This is a genomic window from Dictyobacter formicarum (assembly GCF_016587435.1).
Map to the genome: position 1 here is coordinate 151,219 of NZ_BNJJ01000015.1, position 17,350 is coordinate 168,568.

Annotated in this window: 16 protein-coding genes and 9 pseudogenes; 16 read left to right on the forward strand and 9 right to left on the reverse strand. The window is 54.2% G+C overall.

The window, feature by feature from the left end:
- Positions 1 to 20: 20 nt before the first annotated feature.
- A pseudogene (locus JMI88_RS41170) lies at positions 21 to 1,237 on the reverse strand (IS701 family transposase); the annotation flags it as partial.
- Here JMI88_RS41170 and JMI88_RS25010 point away from each other — a divergent pair.
- Positions 1,228 to 1,722 (forward strand): annotated as a pseudogene (locus JMI88_RS25010) (transposase); the annotation flags it as partial. The pseudogenes JMI88_RS41170 and JMI88_RS25010 sit on opposite strands and share 10 nt — an antisense overlap.
- Here JMI88_RS25010 and JMI88_RS39635 read toward each other — a convergent pair.
- Positions 1,658 to 1,942 (reverse strand): annotated as a pseudogene (locus JMI88_RS39635) (hypothetical protein); the annotation flags it as partial. The pseudogenes JMI88_RS25010 and JMI88_RS39635 overlap by 65 nt on opposite strands.
- A 542-nt stretch (positions 1,943 to 2,484) precedes the next feature.
- Here JMI88_RS39635 and JMI88_RS25020 point away from each other — a divergent pair.
- Positions 2,485 to 3,282, forward strand: coding sequence for a DUF899 family protein (locus JMI88_RS25020; RefSeq protein WP_201364685.1), 798 nt, complete (start codon positions 2,485 to 2,487; stop codon positions 3,280 to 3,282).
- A gap of 204 nt (positions 3,283 to 3,486) precedes the next feature.
- Here JMI88_RS25020 and JMI88_RS25025 read toward each other — a convergent pair whose 3' ends face one another.
- The gene (locus JMI88_RS25025) at positions 3,487 to 3,675 is read right to left on the reverse strand and encodes a hypothetical protein (protein WP_201364686.1); all 189 of its coding nucleotides are present in this window, start codon (positions 3,673 to 3,675) and stop codon (positions 3,487 to 3,489) included.
- Here JMI88_RS25025 and JMI88_RS25030 point away from each other — a divergent pair.
- The 12 genes and pseudogenes from JMI88_RS25030 to JMI88_RS40865 form a co-directional block, all read left to right on the forward strand.
- Entirely contained in the window at positions 3,674 to 3,895 is a 222-nt protein-coding gene (locus JMI88_RS25030; protein ID WP_201364687.1) for a hypothetical protein, read from the forward strand. The genes JMI88_RS25025 and JMI88_RS25030 overlap by 2 nt on opposite strands.
- A 100-nt stretch (positions 3,896 to 3,995) precedes the next feature.
- The gene (locus tag JMI88_RS25035) at positions 3,996 to 4,787 is read left to right on the forward strand and encodes an alpha/beta fold hydrolase (RefSeq protein ID WP_201364688.1); all 792 of its coding nucleotides are present in this window, start codon (positions 3,996 to 3,998) and stop codon (positions 4,785 to 4,787) included.
- Positions 4,788 to 5,386: 599 nt separating this feature from the next.
- Positions 5,387 to 5,695 (forward strand): annotated as a pseudogene (locus JMI88_RS39640) (DDE-type integrase/transposase/recombinase); the annotation flags it as partial.
- Between the two features lie 458 nt (positions 5,696 to 6,153).
- A complete protein-coding gene (locus JMI88_RS25045; RefSeq protein WP_201364689.1) occupies positions 6,154 to 6,606 on the forward strand; it encodes a thioredoxin family protein in 453 nt (150 codons plus the stop codon).
- Positions 6,607 to 6,618: 12 nt separating this feature from the next.
- Positions 6,619 to 6,822: pseudogene (locus JMI88_RS25050) on the forward strand (thioredoxin family protein); the annotation flags it as partial.
- Between the two features lie 265 nt (positions 6,823 to 7,087).
- Positions 7,088 to 7,231 carry a hypothetical protein gene (locus JMI88_RS25055; protein WP_201364691.1) on the forward strand — a complete coding sequence of 48 codons (144 nt, stop codon included), beginning with the start codon at positions 7,088 to 7,090 and terminating at the stop codon, positions 7,229 to 7,231.
- Positions 7,212 to 7,487, forward strand: coding sequence for a hypothetical protein (locus JMI88_RS25060; protein WP_201364692.1), 276 nt, complete (start codon positions 7,212 to 7,214; stop codon positions 7,485 to 7,487). Before JMI88_RS25055 ends, JMI88_RS25060 begins: the two co-directional genes overlap by 20 nt.
- Before the next feature lie 73 nt (positions 7,488 to 7,560).
- Positions 7,561 to 7,755: a hypothetical protein gene (locus JMI88_RS25065; protein WP_201364693.1), complete on the forward strand. Its 195-nt coding sequence runs from the start codon at positions 7,561 to 7,563 to the stop codon at positions 7,753 to 7,755.
- Positions 7,756 to 8,018: 263 nt separating this feature from the next.
- Positions 8,019 to 8,387: a hypothetical protein gene (locus JMI88_RS25070; protein ID WP_201364694.1), complete on the forward strand. Its 369-nt coding sequence runs from the start codon at positions 8,019 to 8,021 to the stop codon at positions 8,385 to 8,387.
- 12 nt (positions 8,388 to 8,399) lie between these two features.
- A pseudogene (locus JMI88_RS40860) lies at positions 8,400 to 8,498 on the forward strand (helix-turn-helix domain-containing protein); the annotation flags it as partial.
- 14 nt (positions 8,499 to 8,512) lie between these two features.
- Positions 8,513 to 9,151, forward strand: coding sequence for an HD domain-containing protein (locus JMI88_RS25080; protein ID WP_201364695.1), 639 nt, complete (start codon positions 8,513 to 8,515; stop codon positions 9,149 to 9,151).
- 107 nt (positions 9,152 to 9,258) lie between these two features.
- Positions 9,259 to 9,357 (forward strand): annotated as a pseudogene (locus JMI88_RS40865) (quinone oxidoreductase family protein); the annotation flags it as partial.
- 96 nt (positions 9,358 to 9,453) lie between these two features.
- Here the strand turns inward: JMI88_RS40865 and JMI88_RS25085 are convergent.
- From JMI88_RS25085 to JMI88_RS25100, 4 genes are all read right to left on the reverse strand, one after another.
- A complete protein-coding gene (locus tag JMI88_RS25085) occupies positions 9,454 to 9,825 on the reverse strand; it encodes a hypothetical protein (protein WP_201364696.1) in 372 nt (123 codons plus the stop codon).
- A 222-nt stretch (positions 9,826 to 10,047) separates the two neighbouring features.
- On the reverse strand, positions 10,048 to 10,272 hold the full coding sequence (locus JMI88_RS25090) for a hypothetical protein (protein WP_201364697.1): 225 nt from the start codon (positions 10,270 to 10,272) through the stop codon (positions 10,048 to 10,050).
- 30 nt (positions 10,273 to 10,302) lie between these two features.
- Positions 10,303 to 11,244, reverse strand: a complete 942-nt coding sequence (locus JMI88_RS25095) for an LLM class flavin-dependent oxidoreductase (protein ID WP_201364698.1) — start codon at positions 11,242 to 11,244, stop codon at positions 10,303 to 10,305.
- Positions 11,245 to 11,405: 161 nt separating this feature from the next.
- A complete protein-coding gene (locus tag JMI88_RS25100; protein ID WP_201364699.1) occupies positions 11,406 to 11,603 on the reverse strand; it encodes a hypothetical protein in 198 nt (65 codons plus the stop codon).
- Between the two features lie 166 nt (positions 11,604 to 11,769).
- Here JMI88_RS25100 and JMI88_RS25105 point away from each other — a divergent pair, with 166 nt between their 5' ends.
- Entirely contained in the window at positions 11,770 to 12,645 is an 876-nt protein-coding gene (locus JMI88_RS25105; RefSeq protein ID WP_201364700.1) for a LysR family transcriptional regulator, read from the forward strand.
- Positions 12,646 to 12,977: 332 nt separating this feature from the next.
- Here the strand turns inward: JMI88_RS25105 and JMI88_RS25110 are convergent.
- Positions 12,978 to 15,869, reverse strand: a pseudogene (locus JMI88_RS25110) (PAS domain S-box protein).
- A 297-nt stretch (positions 15,870 to 16,166) separates the two neighbouring features.
- Here JMI88_RS25110 and JMI88_RS25115 point away from each other — a divergent pair.
- Positions 16,167 to 16,688: a hypothetical protein gene (locus JMI88_RS25115; protein WP_201364701.1), complete on the forward strand. Its 522-nt coding sequence runs from the start codon at positions 16,167 to 16,169 to the stop codon at positions 16,686 to 16,688.
- A 204-nt stretch (positions 16,689 to 16,892) separates the two neighbouring features.
- Here the strand turns inward: JMI88_RS25115 and JMI88_RS40870 are convergent.
- Positions 16,893 to 17,295, reverse strand: a pseudogene (locus JMI88_RS40870) (alpha/beta fold hydrolase); the annotation flags it as partial.
- Positions 17,296 to 17,350 lie beyond the last annotated feature (55 nt).

Consider the following 17,350-nt stretch of genomic DNA (forward strand, 5'->3'; position numbering starts at 1 on the left):
AAGAAGTTGAAGAGCTTTTGAGAGAAATGGAGAAGAGGAAGAAAGAAGCAGCGGACAAAAGCCAGCGTATCAGAAAACGTGGGAAGCGCTTTGGTATACCAGGCTGCTTGGCGAACAGGCAAAGGCTGACCCTGGAGCAACTGATGAGCAAAGATAGTGACCAGAGAAAAGAGGGCAAGCAGAGCAGGGGTGGTGCGCAAGATGGCAAGGTCAGACCATTGCCGCTGTGTCTCCACGCCCAGATGAGCGCGGACCTCATGAAAAGTTTACTTCCATTTGCCATCGCGGCACAAACCACTCCAAGATGGCTTGGGCACAAGCCTGCTGATCGGTGCACAGAAGCGCCTGGGAATCGAACTGCCCCTGTGGATCTCGAATGAGCACCCAACGAATCGCCACCGGTGGCAGTCCGGTGTGATACCACACCGCCGTTTCACTCGCCAGTTCGACGGTGCGTGTCGTCCCGCCATACCAAGCCACGGTGACACGCTGCCAGATGGTGGGCTGGATCGACGAGCCGCTGCGCCAGCGTAGGCTGACGTGCTCCTTTGAGGCGGGGGCGCCCATTGGTTCCCGGTTGGCGAACTGGAGCGGGATCATAAAGAGCCGTATCCAGGCGCAAACGGGTGACGATAGTGACGGGTTGAATCATCCTGGCCGCACAGGCGAGCAACTCCAGCACCGCGTAGGTGCTGTCTGCGACGACCACCAACTCGTGTTCAGGCAACCACCGACGCAGTTGCCGAATCATTTGTCGTCCCCAATCGGTGAGCTTTTTGTGTCGGCGGCGGTGCTGCTGGTTGCAGCGCTCCGAGGGAGCCAGGACAGTGAAAAAGGGCAAGGCCCAGACACGCTGCGCCCAGGGAATAGGCGTCAACAGCATCATCGAGATCCATCGCAACCCGCTCGTTTTGACAAAGAACTCTTTGCTCGAACGCACCGGATCACGATAGATGCCTTTGGCCGCTATCTTGGCTCCACGACGACGTTCAATGGTCTCGTCGATACCCACGACAAGAGGCGCATCCTCCGACACAAAGAACAGGATCAACAAGCGCAAGAGCACGCAGCTGAGTGCTCGCGAAGACCACTTCGCTCGGTTGAGCACCCGGTGATAATTCTGGAATTGTCGTTCTTGATTGAGACCCATCACCCGCAAAATCGCTGTCACCATCCGTTCTCCTGGAGCCAGCATGGCTCCGATCAAGAGCACTTTGACCCATTCCCAAACTCGTTCTTAAAGGCACCTGGTTTCGGCTGCTCACGGCGCTACGAGAAGCTGAACGTGAGCGGGTCGGGAGAAATGTCCAGCCCAGTGCTGCCATCATGGATGCGCAAAGCGTCAAGACTGTCGAGGAATCTGCCGGGATTTGTGGTTTCGATGCGCATAAATGCGTGAAAGGACGCAAGCGCCACATTCTTGTCGATACGCTTGGCCTTCTCCTGGCTGTATATGTCACTCCCGCTGATCTGCACGGTGGGAAAGGGGCTCGGTGCCTGCTCGCCGGACTCGCTCCATTGCACCTACGTCTCAAAAAGATCTGGGCCGATGCGGCGTACCGTGGACAGGAGTTGGCTGCTTGGTGCCAGGCGGAAGGTGGCTGGGATCTCGAAGTGGTCGAGCGCACGCCCAGCACACGCGGCTTCAGTATTTTACCTAGACGGTGGGTGGTGGAGCGAACACTGAGTTGGATTTCCCGTAATAGAAGAATGAGTAGAGATGGCGCACTTCTGCCAGACTCAGCGGGAGACCAAGCTGCTCGCTGGAGCTTTTTTTTTCGCGCGTCCGGTGTCGCACCACGGCCAGCACAGCGTGTGCAAAGAGGGCCAACGTCATGAACCGGTACCAGGCGCGATACGTGCGAACTTCATACTGATCCAGACCAACTTCGCCTTTTGCCTCCTCAATTCCTTCTTCGATGGTCCAGCGTCGGCCTGTGATGCGCACCACCTCCGGCAGCGTGAGTGTAGCCGGGCCAGCCACGCGGTAGTACGCCCGGTGGCTGGGATCAGAGAGCGAACGCCACAGCAGCAGAAACCGTGCCTGGCAGCTCTCGCTGCTCTTCTCGTCTGCTTCCTCGAGGGGCTCGCCCCCTTCAGGCAAAATGCGCGCACGAAGCGGCCTGCCCTGTTGCGGGCTTCGGCTCGGCGGAAATGTGCTCCGATGCGAACCTGCACCTGGGCCAATTCCTCGAGGGCGTGCTGGAGTACCACTTCTTCGGGGATCGGACCTTCCTGGTCCTGTGCTTCCGTGATCATCTGCTGTTCCTCCTGGCAGCAGTCTATCACATCCGCTCTCTAAGTGGGACTGTAGTAAGCGTGTTTTGGAATGCACAGCGGTGGCCCTGCGTGGTAAGAAGAGCAAGCCAGGAGAAGTTTTTTTCTTTCTCTGCCAGTAGAATAGATGCACTTGCAAATTGCAAGCAGATCTACGCCCCCATGAGTCATTCCCAATGGAAGAGGGAAAGGAAAGAAGGAAACACTATGAACACACGTGATCAGCACCATTTCACCACCGGCCTCGACACCTCTGCGCTGCCTGCGGTAGTTGACCGGGCCACCTGGCAGGCGGAATTGGACAAGCTGCTGGTTCGGGAAAAGGCGCACACCCGCCAAGGGGATGCGATCGCGGCGGCTCGAAGGCATCTGCCGATAGTGGAGGTGGACCCCACCATCCAGCTTCTCGGCCCGCACGGACCGGTCACGCTGCTGGAGGTCTTCGAGGGTCGCCGGCAACTAATCGTCTACTTTCACATGTGGCACACCGGTCAACCCACCAGTGCCCAGTGCGAGGGCTGCACCTTCTTCAATGGCCAGGTCCACGAGCTGTCCTACCTGCATTCCCGCGACGTCACCTACGCCACGTTCTGCGAAGGCCCGTACGAGGAGAGCGTCCGTTACCGCGACTTCATGGGGTGGGATGTCCCATGGTACTCGGTACAAGACTCCGCCGACGCTCTGTTCGCTGGGCGCGGGTTCGGCATGCTGGTATGCTACCTGCGGCACGGCGACCGCGTGTTCAAGACCTACTGGACCACCGGTCGCGGCGTGGAGGCGATGGCCCCCAGCTACGGGCTGTTGGACATGACCGTGTACGGTCGGCAAGAGACCTGGGAAGACTCGCCTGCTAGCTGGCCGCAACGGTGGGAAAACACCGGCGACCAGTTCCGCACGGACGGACGTCCTACCGCCCAATGGTCCCGGCTTGCGGCCGGATGCTCCGACGACCTCGGCACCAGGGCTCCCTCCCCCGACCCACACGGCAGCCAAAACCAGCTGTGAGCCTTTTGATCAGAACCGACGCGGCGGTGGCGTGCAGCGCGGCCAACTCACGATGGTCGTGCTCGGTGCCGTGTTGGGAGTTGACACCGCAGGAGCGCCGCCGGCCGGTGCGGGTGGTGACCAAGTAGGCCCAGTACTACGCAAGCGGCCATGAAGCGCAAAGGAAAAGCGGATTGGCAGGGAAAAGAAGGAGTGAACAAGCACTCATTCAGAAGTGGAGCGAGCGCTGACTATATTGGAATCATCTTGCCATCCACCATTCTCTGCCAGATCAGCATGGGCATTTGTATTCCTACGTTCTCTATTGCTGCCGTTATCGGGATCGAACAGGGTGAGCAGGGCCTGGCAGCCGGCCTCCAGGGGACCGTGGGGCAGGCTGGCGGAGGAGCTCATGCTTGCCATCACGGCGGCAGTGGTGGCAATGAGTACGGCATCTGTTCAGGACTTTGCGCCGAACTCGTCCCCATCGGTGATGGCGCCACTCAGTGGCTTACATGCAGGGCTCCTGGTCCTAGCAGGAGGTGCAGCTCTTGGAGCACTGATTGCTGCGGTTTTCATCCAGAAACAGCCTGCAACGAACTCCAGACCAGGAAAGCAGCCTTTGTGCCCGTAAGACGTTCTGTTCTATCTTGTTTGAGCCGTTTGGCATAAGGAATCAAACAAGGAACCTTCGATGACGACTTTCACTCGATAACACAAACAAGGAGACAATAATGAACACAGTAACTTCAAAAGACGGTACAAAGATTGCGTACGACAAAGAAGGCGAGGGGCCGACAGTTCTTCTGGTTGACGGTGCGCTATGCACCCGCTCAACCGGTTCCAAACCAGAACTGGTCAAGCTCCTTGCGGCGCACTTTACGGTCTATAGCTATGATCGTAGGGGGCGAGGTGACAGCGAGGATACCAAACCCTATGCCGTCGAGCGGGAGATTGAGGATACTGAGGCATTGATTGATGCAGCTGGCGGGGCAGCGTATCTCTACGGCCATTCCTCGGGTGCGGCTCTTGCCATGGAAACAGCCATAAGGCTTGGCAAGAAAGTCAAGAAGCTTGCTATGTACGAGGCTCCTTACAATGATGATTCTCAGGCCCAGCGGGCCTGGAGGGAATACCTCAAACACCTCACAGAGCTTTTAGCAGCCGACCGCCGAGGCGATGCCGTAGCGCTGTTTATGAAGTTGGTTGAGACTCCGACCGAGCAGATTGAGGGAATGCGCCATGCCCTGATATGGCCACTGTTGGAGGCCATAGCACCGACACTTGCCTATGACCACGCTGCCATCTTGGGCGAAGACGCCTCAGTCCCCACCCAATGGGCAGCCAGGGTAACCATACCTGTACTCGTAATGAGCGGTGGCGCGAGTTATCCCTTTATGCATGACACGGCACGAGCATTGAGTCAGGCAATGCCTCATGCAGAACTCCGTGTGCTGGAAGGTCAAAGCCACAATGTGGACCCTGATGTTTTGGTGCCAGCGCTTGTGGAGTTCTTCTCCCTGTAGCCGCTTTATGACACGAGAAATGCAATACAGAGCCATAAAATCGGAAACGTGCACATTCTCTGCACGTTTCCGATGAACTGCGCAAAGCCTCGTGTGCTGCTCATTCCTCATAGCCGTGCACGCAGCTATCGAAACAACTTCCGTTCTCTTGAACTCTCCTGTTTGTGGCAACAAACCAACGATTTTGGCACGAATTGCAGGGATTTAATCGGCGACGTTGCTTGCCGCAGGTGCCTCCTCATTGGACAGGTTCACGCGGAGCGGTCGGAGATTGTTAAGAGAGCGGTTCTGTCAGAACTGAGAATATTGAGGTCCACAGGAAAGTTCCCCAACATCATTCGCTGGGCTATGAGGCTGTTCGCATCAGGTGTTGCAATGTCGCAAGTCTTTCGCAGAAGACATGTCTCAGTTCTCTCAGTGGGTTCTGTCAGAATTCAGAGAAAGGCTTGTCTTGGACACCGTTTGCAGGTATGCTAAGAGCACAATTTCTCTGATCGGGAGTGCCTCATGAACTGTCCACATTGTGCCTCGACCATCACCAGCGAACAAACCCAGAAGACTACGCTTGGCTATGGAACGTTTCGTTGCTCAGCTTGCAAACGCCGCTTCAACGAGCGTATCCACGAGCAGTTCGTGAGATCCTTGGGAGCGATGTACAGCATCGAACCAATACATATCTCAATAATCAGTTGGAGCAAGACCATCGAGGAGTGAAACAACGGTACTACCCGATGCGTGGCTTTGGGAATTTCGCATCAGCGGCGCGTTTTTGCCATGCTTTTGATGAATTGCGCAAGTATTTTTGCCCACGCCACACCATGGGCGAAACACAGTCTCTTCTGGAGCAACGACGGTTGTTCTGTGAAAAACTTGCTACCCTGCAACTTTGGATGCGGATGGCTTCCTAACTCAACGGATATGGTTGAGGGACTTCCACCCCTTGGCTTTCATGCCCTCAGTTCTGACAGAACCGTCGCACTGCACGCAGAGAAACCTGTCAGTACGCTTTCCGCTGCTGCCATTCCTAGAAGACCTTAAACAAGGGTCCGTCGCGATATCTCTCGCTGACTCCTTTGCGCTAAAAGTGGCCTACATTCTTTCATGCTCTGAAATCCAAGCTTTTTGATCTCTATTCTACCATCAACTCGCAATCACTGCCTATCTACTCAGGCCAAAGTTAAGATTTTTGGAATGCATAAAGCGGTCCTTGTCTCAGCCCTGGTTAAGGGAAAACAACTTGTTGCTTTTCTTTCCCTCTAAGGTGTAGACTAAAACAAGCAAGGTCATTGTTTCGTCTACTTATGAAGTACACTTGATGGCTACCCGATAATAGTCATCAATACACTACCATGAGAGGAGAAAGCACATGGCTTTCATCTCGCCCCAAGATCAGCAGACATTACGAACACTCTTCTCACAAGAGCTTCAGAATGACGTAACTCTTCTGTACTTCACACAACTGGAGTCAGTAATGCGAGTTCGAGGCCAGGAGTGTACCACTTGTAAGGATACTCGTGAGTTGCTTGAAGAGGTTACTGGCCTCTCGGAGAAAATTCATCTCACTGTGAAGGATTTTGTTCAAGACGAGCCAGAGGCCCAACGCCTTGGTGTCACGCATATTCCAGCCACTATCCTTCAGGGAAGCGCTAAAGGGGCCGTTCGCTTTTTTGGAGTTCCAGCAGGGTATGAATTTTCTACCTTGATTGAAGACATTCTGGATATCTCCAAGGGAACGACGAAGTTGCACTCCACCACACAGGAGGCAGTTTCAAAAATCGATCATGACCTGCATATACAGGTGTTCGTAACTCCCACTTGACCCTATTGTCCAAGAGCGGCCAGGTTGGCCCACCAATTAGCTATTGAGAACGTGCATATTACCGCCGACGTGATAGAAGCCTCCGAGTTCATTGATCTTGCCCAACGTTACCATGTTCAGGCAGTACCCAAAACTGTCATCAATGACCGTGTTGAATTTACCGGGGCACTCCCTGAGCCCCGCTTCATGCAGGAAGTTCTAAAAGCCCAATCTTAAACGTTTCGGGCAAAAGAGAAAGGGCTTAACAAGAACATATCCTCACCCGAAACCTATGGCACATCTTTAGCAGCTATAAAGGAAAGTTGTTCAGTAAGGTAAGGAGATTGTGAGCAGGCGGCAAATACAGATGAATTCCCTGCATCTGCCACCTGCTCCACTGGCCCACGGGTTGCGCAACGAGGTTGTAAAGGGTAGCGGTGGAGGGAAGAAATGAGCCTTCTTAAGAGGGAAGCAAAAGAAATTCCCTTACTAAGGAGGCCATATGAACAGTATCGCCGATTCTGCCGTGACTATCCAGACTTCTGCCCGATCTGCGCTCTCCACTCCTAGTTGGATGGGCGAAGTAACGCTCATGGCTCATCACCTTCGCCTGCACGACGTTCTTTTTGGCTGCACTCTCCCCTGAGCCTGTCGACGCTCTGCGCACGCTCTTCCTCTCGGATCAATTGGCTCGTCCGCTGGATACACAGGAGCATCTGGCCGGCTTATGGGATCGGCAAGCAACCTGCTGGATCGTCTTCGATATTGCTGGCACGCGGGAAGCGGCCCGTCAACGAGCCTTACCCAGGACTCAGAACTCGCCTCTCGCTCATCGCCGATTGCGTCCACTGTGTGCTCCTGCATCCTCTGGCCGTTGGATCGGCCCCGCTCCTCTGGCGTGATTGGAGTCGCAGACGTCATCGGCGAGCGTGCAGAGACCTCCTGCGCCATCAACGGGTGGAGGTGCTGGTGGAAGTGGCTCGATCACCTGGTTCGGCCTTGTCGGAGCCGATCCCGATCCTTTCTCGGGCAGAGCGAGCCCATACTCGGCTCTCGGGGGAAGACAGGCTCGCACGCAATGAGAAGACCTTGACCTCTGGTCGCGTGTCCCTCACCCTCTTTGGCGTTCCTGCATCCTTTGCGACCTGGTTGGGTCTGGCGACGCTGTAACCCCGCTTCCGTGCCATATCGTTTGGCTTGCTTCTCGGAACACCTGTTGCTCCGAGCACTTCTTGCTGCCTGTTTGCTCTCGCTGGTCTCTCGTGGCGTTTCTCTTTGACCCATATTCCTCGGTGACGACCGGTTCTCGTGTGCATATGGTCCAGTTTCAAGAGAGTGGCATCCCTTCCCCAACGGATAGCTCTTCTACAATCTCGTTGCGCAACTCGTGGGAATGAGATATGCTACACTTGTGCCATGAAGACAAATTTCGTATGGCAGAGCATTTGCCCTGCGAGGAAATAGAAAGGCGCTATCGCAAGGAAAAAGACGGCATCGCACGTGACGGCTTGCAGGTCATCTGGCTGACCGTACAAGTTATGCCTGCACGGCACGACCAGTTACGGCTACACATGGGTGTGGATGCTGGTCCAGCGCTACAATCAAGACAGGCCAAGGCCGTGAGTGATGGACATCATGAGAACTTTAGTGTCCATACATCTTGTCGCCACCACAGTAGTGCCAATTGCAAGAAGCCCTGGAGTGCGTCCACCCAATGGAGGGCTCTGGTCAGGACCCAAAGTCGCCAATTGGATTACCGAGCAGGTTGGTCGCAGGGTTCATACCCAATGTGGATGGAGTAACTTCGACGTCTCCGTTTCAGCAAACGAGTGGTGCGTCCTTGTCATGTCAAAGCCGACCCACAAGCTCAGAACGCCTTTAAAAAACTGAGCCTGGATGTCGAGCAAATCTAAAGGAGCATGGGAGTATGACAAAACATATTGCTGGTATCGCCATTCCGGATAGTCAATTGGCAAAGGAAGCCGCAGATCTGCTTCACAACTACGGCAGTTCACTGTTGTGGAACCATTCGCATCGGGTATTCCTCTTTGGGTCGCTCTTTAGTCGTCAAGACAAGCTGACGTACGACCCTGAGCTCCTCTATATTAGTGCACTGTTTCATGACCTTGGCCTCACCAGCCATTACCGGAGTCCAGACAAACGCTTTGAGGTTGATGGAGCCAATGCCGCACGCAGTTTCCTGGAGCAACATGGCATTTCTCATGAGGCTACCCGGCTGGTGTGGGACGCGATTGCGCTCCATACCACGAGAGGAGTAGCTCAATACAAGGAGCCAGTGGTGGCACTTCTCTATCGTGGTGTCGTTTTCGATGTGATAGGGGATCACTTTGCAGAACTTTCCGAGGAGACTCGCTCTCAAGTCGTGTCAGCCTTCCCTCGTGATGGGTTCAAGCAGAAGATTCTGCAGACGTTTCTTGATGGCTTTCGACACAAACCAGAGACCACGTATGGCAATATCAATGCCGACATCTGTGAGCGCTACCTTCCTGGCTACAAACGTCCGAACTATTGTGACTTCGTCCTGCAGTCTCCATGGAATGAATGACCATGGGTTGCCTTTGCCGAGTAGTATCATTGAATCCAGCTCCAGTCAGCTCCTTTCAGTTGATCTGGCGTTGAGAGAGGGAGATCCTTTGGGAAGGACACAACGAGATGAAAGCAATCCGTATGCATGGTCGTGGCGGTCCAGAGGGGCTTGTTTATGAAGATGTGCCACAACCACATCCTGGTCAGGGAGAAGTGTTGGTTCGCGTCTCAAACCTCGCCAAGACCGTCTTGACACATACTCGTCGGATCCCTTGGACTAAAATTCCGGGTGGGTGGCGGGATCTTTGCAAGGGTAGTTTTTTAAATGCCGTTCTGTTTGCGAGCAAGAGAGTGGCGTTGGCGCGTACGTTTGGTAGCCTCCTTCCCTTTTTGGGGTCGTTTGTTGGGACCCCGTTTGCGCGTGGCCGCTGGCAGATGTTCGGGCCAGGCAAAAGCTGGAAAGCGTCCCTGCATTTGCCAGCAGTCAAAGATGGCCATGTAAAGCATCCATAAATTTCCCAGGCTCAAGCAACTCAATTCCCGTGGTGGCTGCCGGCCTGTGGCCGCTTTGCGCGTCGGATGCTGTTGGGGCAGGCGTTCCAGATGCGTCTGGGGGATCGCCGCCTCCGCCTCGGGGGCCTGGCTGATCTGCCATAACGTGCTCACTGCCATCACCAGCAGATACCACTGCATGCGATGGGCCTACTCGATCTTGCTGTGCTGCCATCTCCATCCGCGACTTTTGAGATCGGCAAAGCCACATTCGATCCAGAAGCGCATTTGATACTATCCCAACACCGCTTCGTCCGGCTCCAGATCACTGATCACAATCCAGATCTGCTTCTGCCTCTCCCCTTGCCCGGTCAGCATCGTGCAAGCCAATTGGACGCCCGAATAACAGACGACCCTGCCACATCAGCCAATGCCTTGCCGGGCCAGCACCTCTTTCATCGGCTGGTAATCGTCTCGGCCCTGCACCCACACATTGCCCAATGCTTCAGACGCAAGAAGGGGTGCCATCCCAGGGCCACGATGTGAGAGAACAAGCTGCTCCGCTGATGCCACGATCACAACTGACCAGAGTCGTTGGGCACCGCTGGTTTGAGTTGGCTCAGCAACTCCTCCCAGATCGGTTCCCAAGTTCCTTGCTTTTGCGTTTTCCTGATAAATTTACGCATGTACAAGAGATTGTAAGCGTGCAAGACTATCGATGTAATCATCTAGATTGGAAGTGACATACTCATCCATATCGGGATCGACCATTTCGCTAAAGAAGATCTGCTCAACATCTAACTTGCGCACGCGGTCCAGGTCACGTGCGATTTGATCTGGAGAGCCACCAAGGAAAGGTCGGCGATTTTCAGGCATAGGAGAGGTGGTGATCAATCCGTTCACACGAACATAAATCTTGAGTGTGGATGGATCGCGTCCAAATTCTTGTGCATACGAGCGGAATGTACGAATCACTTCTTCCAACCCCTCGAAACTCGTTGTAAGTGGATTGAATCCATCAGCTATACGCGCAGCACGCTTCAGAGCAGCAGTGGAGAATCCCCCCATGATAACAGGGATTCCTCCTTTTTGAATAGGTTTGGGGTCAATGAGGGAAGGTGGAATGGTATAGAACTCTCCCTTGAACTGGACCGGATCAGGTCCCCAGGCTGCACGCATGGCAGCAATGAATTCTTCTGAGCCACGCCCCCGATATTTGCGTGTGACATTCGACGTGATAAACTCCTGTTCCATCCATCCCTGACCCAGACCAGCAATGGCTCGCCCATTACTGAACTGATCAAGCGCCGCAAAGCGGCGCGCAAGGACAACCGGTGAATGAAACGGGGTGTTGACGATACTGGTACCCAGTTTGATATGCTCAGTTTTAGCTGCAACATAAGAGAGGGTTTCAATAGGCTCAAACGCTATACGATAGTATCTATCAAGAGGCGCGGTCTTACCTTTGCCAACATAATCAACCTCCGCGAGAGGATAAAGCAAGCGTTCATATGTCCAGAGTCCTTTGTAACCCAGGCGCTCAGCTTCCTGAGCTACGCGCACAATAGCCTCACGTGAGACAAAATGACCAGATGTAGGTAATGCAACTCCAAGTTCCATAATACCTCCTTACAACAGAGCAATAGATGAACCTCTTCCGGCACCAGCAAGACGCTTCGCCAGTCGCTCTTTTGCTGAAGACACGACTATTGAGCGTTAGGGGTTTCAGTCCTGGTTCTTCTCTCATACTATGACTCACTCATTTCTGTTTTTGACTTTCTTCATATGCCCTCATCCACGGGCACAGCTTTGCCCCCTTGATTGCGAATATGTGCAGCCAGCACATTCAAACGATCCATACGGCATACTGCCAGCACAACGGATGCTCTCTGAGCGGACAGAGCACAAGCCGTTGCCTCACCAATACCGGATGAGGCTCGGTTACTATTGCAACTTTTTCCCATTAATGAATTATCCATTACAAAATTCTCCTTTTCTATACTTCTCTTCTATAGAGAAAATATGCTCAATAGAAGCTCTTAACCTTGTGGTTTCATTGTAGTCTGCTTTGCTTATGCGATACAATACATATATATCCATTTGTTCATGGCATGTAGGCCATAAGAGGAGGAAAGGTCAACGTTAATGGATCTGCTCCAACTTCGCTATTTTCAGACCGTTGCCCGGCTTGAGCACATGACTCGGGCAGCACAGGAACTCTATATTTCACAATCCTCGCTGAGTAAGACCATTATCCATCTTGAACACGAACTGGGCGTCTCGTTGTTCGATCGCCAGGGACGCAGAATCCAACTCAACCAGTATGGCAAAGCGTTTCTTCGGCGGGTCGAGCAGGTATTTACCACATTGAATGAAGGACAACGCGAATTGGCTGATCTGGCAGCAGGAAAGCAGGGGCAGGTGGCGATTGCGTCTATGAGTGAGTATCTCCTCCCGGGTCTCCTCCAGTGCTTTCGTGATAGTCATCCAGGCTTTATCATTCGCCTTTTTAGCAATCCTCGTCAGGTAATATTCGCTCAACTTGAACGCGGAGAGATTGATCTCTGCTTCGTTGCCCGCCCAATCGAACAGCCAGGGATAGAGCAAGCGTCATTAATGATGGAGGAAATTGTGCTTGCGGTCCCTCCGGGGCATTGGCTGGCGGACCGCGAGACAGTCCGTTTGAGCGAAGTTGCGCAAGAGCCTTTTTTAGCACTCAAACAGGAATATAGTCTGCGCAAACTCACTGATACTTTTTGCCAACAGGCAGGTTTTACTCCACAGGTCGTGTTTGAGGGAGACGAACCTACGGCGCTGTTGCACCTTGTCAATTCTGGACTGGGCATTGCCTTTATTCCCGCTCTTATCTGGAAGAGTATACCTGAGATAGGAGTCGCCGTCCATATCGAAGAGCCACGCTGTCAGCGAGAATTGCTTCTGCTCTGGTCGAAAGAGCGATATCTCTCCGTTGCCGCACGCGAATTTCGCGACTTTATTATCACGTATTTTGCAAATCAATGAAATAGTGACTTCTCAGAGGCTTTCGTCTTTGAAGATAGAATCAGCCTATTAGGCCGTTTAGGCATAGCTCTCCCTTCAACCTACCTGGTGTCGATGAAAAGCGTGGGTGTTCCCTGTAAACCTCTTACCAGACTCGGTTGTCCTGACAAGGTTTTAGTCCAATAGGTAGGTCGGGTATGTGTCAAGAGGATCTTGGCGAGGTTTCTTGAGACCTATTCGATTGACTTTGTGAATAGCACCAGGTTCTTCCACAAGGATAGTTTACTCCCTTCGCTGGATGCGCTTGAACCACTTAGACAGAATCATTCATCGAATAATTCTGTCTAAGTGGTTCAAGCGCACCTCATATTGGGAAGGGTGACTGTAAAGGTGGAGCCTTTTCCAACCTCGCTCTCCACCGTGATGGTACCCTCATGGTCCTTGACGATCCTGGCCACAATGTAGAGCCCCATGCCCAGACCGGCAATCCCTTTCTGTCTGGGATTGGCGACCCGATAGAAGCGTTCAAAGATTTTCTCGCACTGTTCTCGCGGAATGCCGAGGCCATGATCGCGCACCCGAACTGTGATCACATCTTCAGTGGTGTCCATCTCCACTTCGACCGTCTTTGCCTGGGGGGAGTATTTGATGGCGTTGCTGATCAGGTTGGTGAAGACCTGTCCCAGGCGGTCTCGATCCCCGATCATGTAGGCTCTCGCTGGTGCACGTACCACAATACTATGGTCTGGATTGCTGTGTTGCAAGGTGTCGGTGATCTCCCGGAGGAGTTCGTTGAGATCCACTCGCTCCTGCCGATACTCCAGCTTGCCTGCCTGGATCTTGGAGACATCCAGTAACTCTCCGATCAGACGTTCGAGTTGCTTGATGGGCCCCTCCAGGGTGGAAAGCGCTGTAACCACCTCATAATGTGATTGTTTTTCCTGTCGTTTGCGCGCCAGCTGGATCTGCATCTTCAAGGTCGTGAGCGGATTCCTTAGTTCGTGACTCGCCATATTGATAAAGTCATCCTTGCGTTGTCTAGCTCCTTGCGCGCCGAATTATCCAGCACAAAGCCGATCGTGTAGAGTGGGTCGAGTTGTAAGGCCACGACTCCCACGAGCACCGGAAGGCGGCTGCCATCTTGACAGATATATTCTTTCTCGTAGGGCGTTCCATATTGGTGGACAACGAGTTCCTGGCGTTCCTGTTGGGTGCGAGCCAGATACTCTGGAGGCGTCATCTGCATCCAGTTGATGCGCCCAGCGCACAAATCTTCCCGGCTATAGCCAGTCATGCGCAGATAGGTGTCATTGGCATCCACCACCTGCTCATCTTCGGCGAGAAAGGTCCCAATAATCCTGGAGTTCATCAGGACGTTGACGCGTTCCTGGCTCTGGCGCAAGGCTTCCTCCAGGCGTTTCTGCTCCTCAATGTCGGTGCTGGTGCCAAACCACTTGACGATGTGACCTCCTTCGTCACGCACTGGCAGGCCACGGGTTAAGAACCAGTGATACGTACCAGTCTGACGATTCTTGAGACGGTATTCATTCTCATACGGCTCACCCGTTTCCAGCGACTGGTGCCGAAGCGCCAATGTGCGCTCAATATCCGCAGGATGGACAAACTGACGCCAGAAATTGTCCCCACTGAGCTCAAAATCGGGCTGCATCCAGTCACGATACCGTTGATTCGCATACTCGAGACGACCATTGGATTGGATAGTCCAGACCAACTGTGGTACCGCTTCGGCAAGCATGCGCCAGTTCTCCTCACTGATTTTGCTTCTCTCTTCGGCCTGTTTCTGGTCCTCGATGTCGGTGCTGGTGCCAAACCATTTGAGGATCTGGCCTGTTGCATCACGCACCGGCATAGCGCGACCTAAGAACCAGCGATAGCCTCCTGTTTTGCCGTCCTTGAAACGATATTCGATCTCAAAGGGTTCTCCCGAGGCGCGCATGACGCCAGAGCGACAGCGTGCGTTGATAATCGTCGGGGTGGAGGGCCTGGAGCCAGCCATCCCCTTGTGTTTGTTCAGGGGTCATGCCAGTATAGTCATACCAACGCTGGTTGCCATATTCACTTGAGCCATCGGGGTGCATCATCCAGACAAATTGGGGGATAGCATCGATCAGGACACGCAGTTCTTCTTCAGCCTGCTTTTTCTCATGAATATCGATGCTGGTGCCAAACCACCTGATGATCTGACCTGCTTCATCACGCATGGGCACAGCACGGGCTAAAAACCAGTGATAGGTTCCGGTTGTGTGCTGGCGCAGGCGCTCTTCCGTTTCATACACCTCGCCGGTCCGGACAGCGCGCTGCCAGGCCGCGAGGACGCGTGGTCGGTCCTCCAGATGGAGACACTCCGTCCATCCTTCCCCCTGGGCTTCTTCACTGGTCAGTCCCGTATAGTCGCGGTACCGTTGATTCACAGAGTCATTGGAGCCGTCCGGTCGCGCGGTCCAGACCAACTGGGGGATGGCATCGATCAGAGCATGGATTTCCGCTTCGGTGCGCTTGCGGGCAGTGATGTCGTTGCCAACCATGACGAGGTAGGCGATGTGATGATCCGCATCTCGATGCGGAGTGATCACGACGTCAAGGTAACGGTCTAGGCCTTCCCGGGGCTGAGCCACCGTCTCGAACCGCACCGTTTCGCCTCTGCTGGCGCGTTTGAGGGCGGCGTGCAACTGCTCTTGACTCCGAGGGGAAAATGACCACCAGGGGGCTTCGGCCAGCGGTTGGCCAATGATCTCCTCGCGTCGGAAGTGCGCATCGGCGAAGGGGACCGCATTGATCTCCAGGACGAGCCCCTCAGGGGTCAGCAGAGCGATCCGGCTCTGCAAGCTATCCAGGTCATCGATGCAGAGGCATTTGCCCTGAGTCACTCCCTCCTGCTGTCGGGTTGGTTCTTTCCGCTCTTGGAACTGCATCAGCAGCCCTCCACCAGCCGGAGCGAGCTGCACGTGCAGCCAGGTGTGGGTGATGGAAGAACAATACTCCACCTCGGTGAGTTCTTGACGTTGTGTGCTCGTGCGCACGGCCTGGTAGAGCGTGGAGCTTACCAGATGGGGCACGCTGCGCCAGAAGGAGGTTCCAAGGAATGCTTCTGGTGCTGCTCTGGTTATGGCCTGTGCACGTGCATTGGCATAGACAATCGTGTCGGTGTCATTGAGGACAAAGACGGCACCGGGCAGTGCCTCTAGAATCTGTCGGAGATGGTTGGTCTGATTGGTAGTGGACATATGGCGATAACGATCCCTTTCATGCACTCCCCATCCCTGAGAACGAAGCCGCATTCCTGCTCGAAGCTCAACATGTCTTCTCTCATGATGTGATATTTTCAAGCGACAAGCAAGCTGTACCATACTATCCCCGGTGCCATCATGTGGGTTTCAACGCAAGCGTAGACAGAGAAGAAACTGATCTGAACTGATTTTGGCAGGGCGATATGGTTTTTCTACGCGTGGGCTGATGGATCTCACTTTTCTACGCTTACGTTGAAACGCACGAGAGAATGCATTCTCTCGTGCTGCGTGCGTTTGACTGCGCCGAACCCTGGTAGGGAAAAGGACGACCGGACAAATCCCCGCCTGCTGGAGAGCCGGGGAGCGTGTTCGGCTGGGAGAGGGAGAGGCACGGGAAAGGATGGATATCCTGGTGGTGCGCTGGAGTGCGCGGCGCTGAGTGGATCAGTGGTGCGGGAGTGCGGAGGAGAGCAGGAGCGTGGCGTGGTCGGTCTGCGCGACCCAGGCAAGGGTGTTCTCGTCGTCGGCGTCGGTCGTATCCTCGTTGGGGTCACCGATGGCGAGCAGATCGAGTTCGGGGTCAATGCGGCACACGGAGAGCCAGGTGGGGGCCAGACAGGTGTGTCCGGTTGGCAGCAGCGATCCGGAGACAAAGAGATAGCACGCTGTCTGGAATTGCGCCTGGAAGGCGACGACGGCCCGCTGGATCTGGCGTGCGGAGCGTGGCAAACGGAGCCGAACACATTCCTCTCGTCGCATAGCGGAGCTTGCGACAGAGATTCTCGTAGACCTCTACACCTTCTTCCGCCCGCCTAAGCCATATCATCAATTGTTTGTGCTCGACCCAACCGAGGAGCATCAAGCTCCCTCGCCCAGCCGTCCATGACGAGCAATGAGCATCGCATACATGGGGAGCAATTGATCTTGCATGAAGGTGCATGAGGATGTCGGAATTCATTCCTTGTGATTCTGGAGAGGTGTTAGAGGCGTTCTCCCAATCGTGTGTTGGTCAGAACGCGTGCTCTTGTCTTGGTACAGATAGCCATCCTGGGGCGGCAGTATTGAGGACGCAGGCGTGCCAGGCTGGGCCTCTTTGAGAAGTGTGGACACGGACTCGCCCTTGTCGGGGGCAAAGGCTGCGATATACACAAGCCTCACGACCTGTGGATCGTTGCCAGCTTCGGTGATCACCGCTCCTCCGTAGGAGTTGGCCGACGAGAATCACCGGGCCGGCCTGCGCGTGAACAATGCGTTTGGTTGCGGCGACATCATCGGCCAGCGAGATCGTTGGATTCTGGACGATAGCGACATGGTAACCGTCCTTCTTCAGGATCTTATAAACGCCCTCCCAACTGGACCCGTCCACGAAGGAACCATGGACAAGAACGATCGTTATTTCCGCCGGATGAGATATTCCAGCCATGATGATTTCCTTTCTGCTGTATTACATTATGAACCATTTGCTATTACTATATACG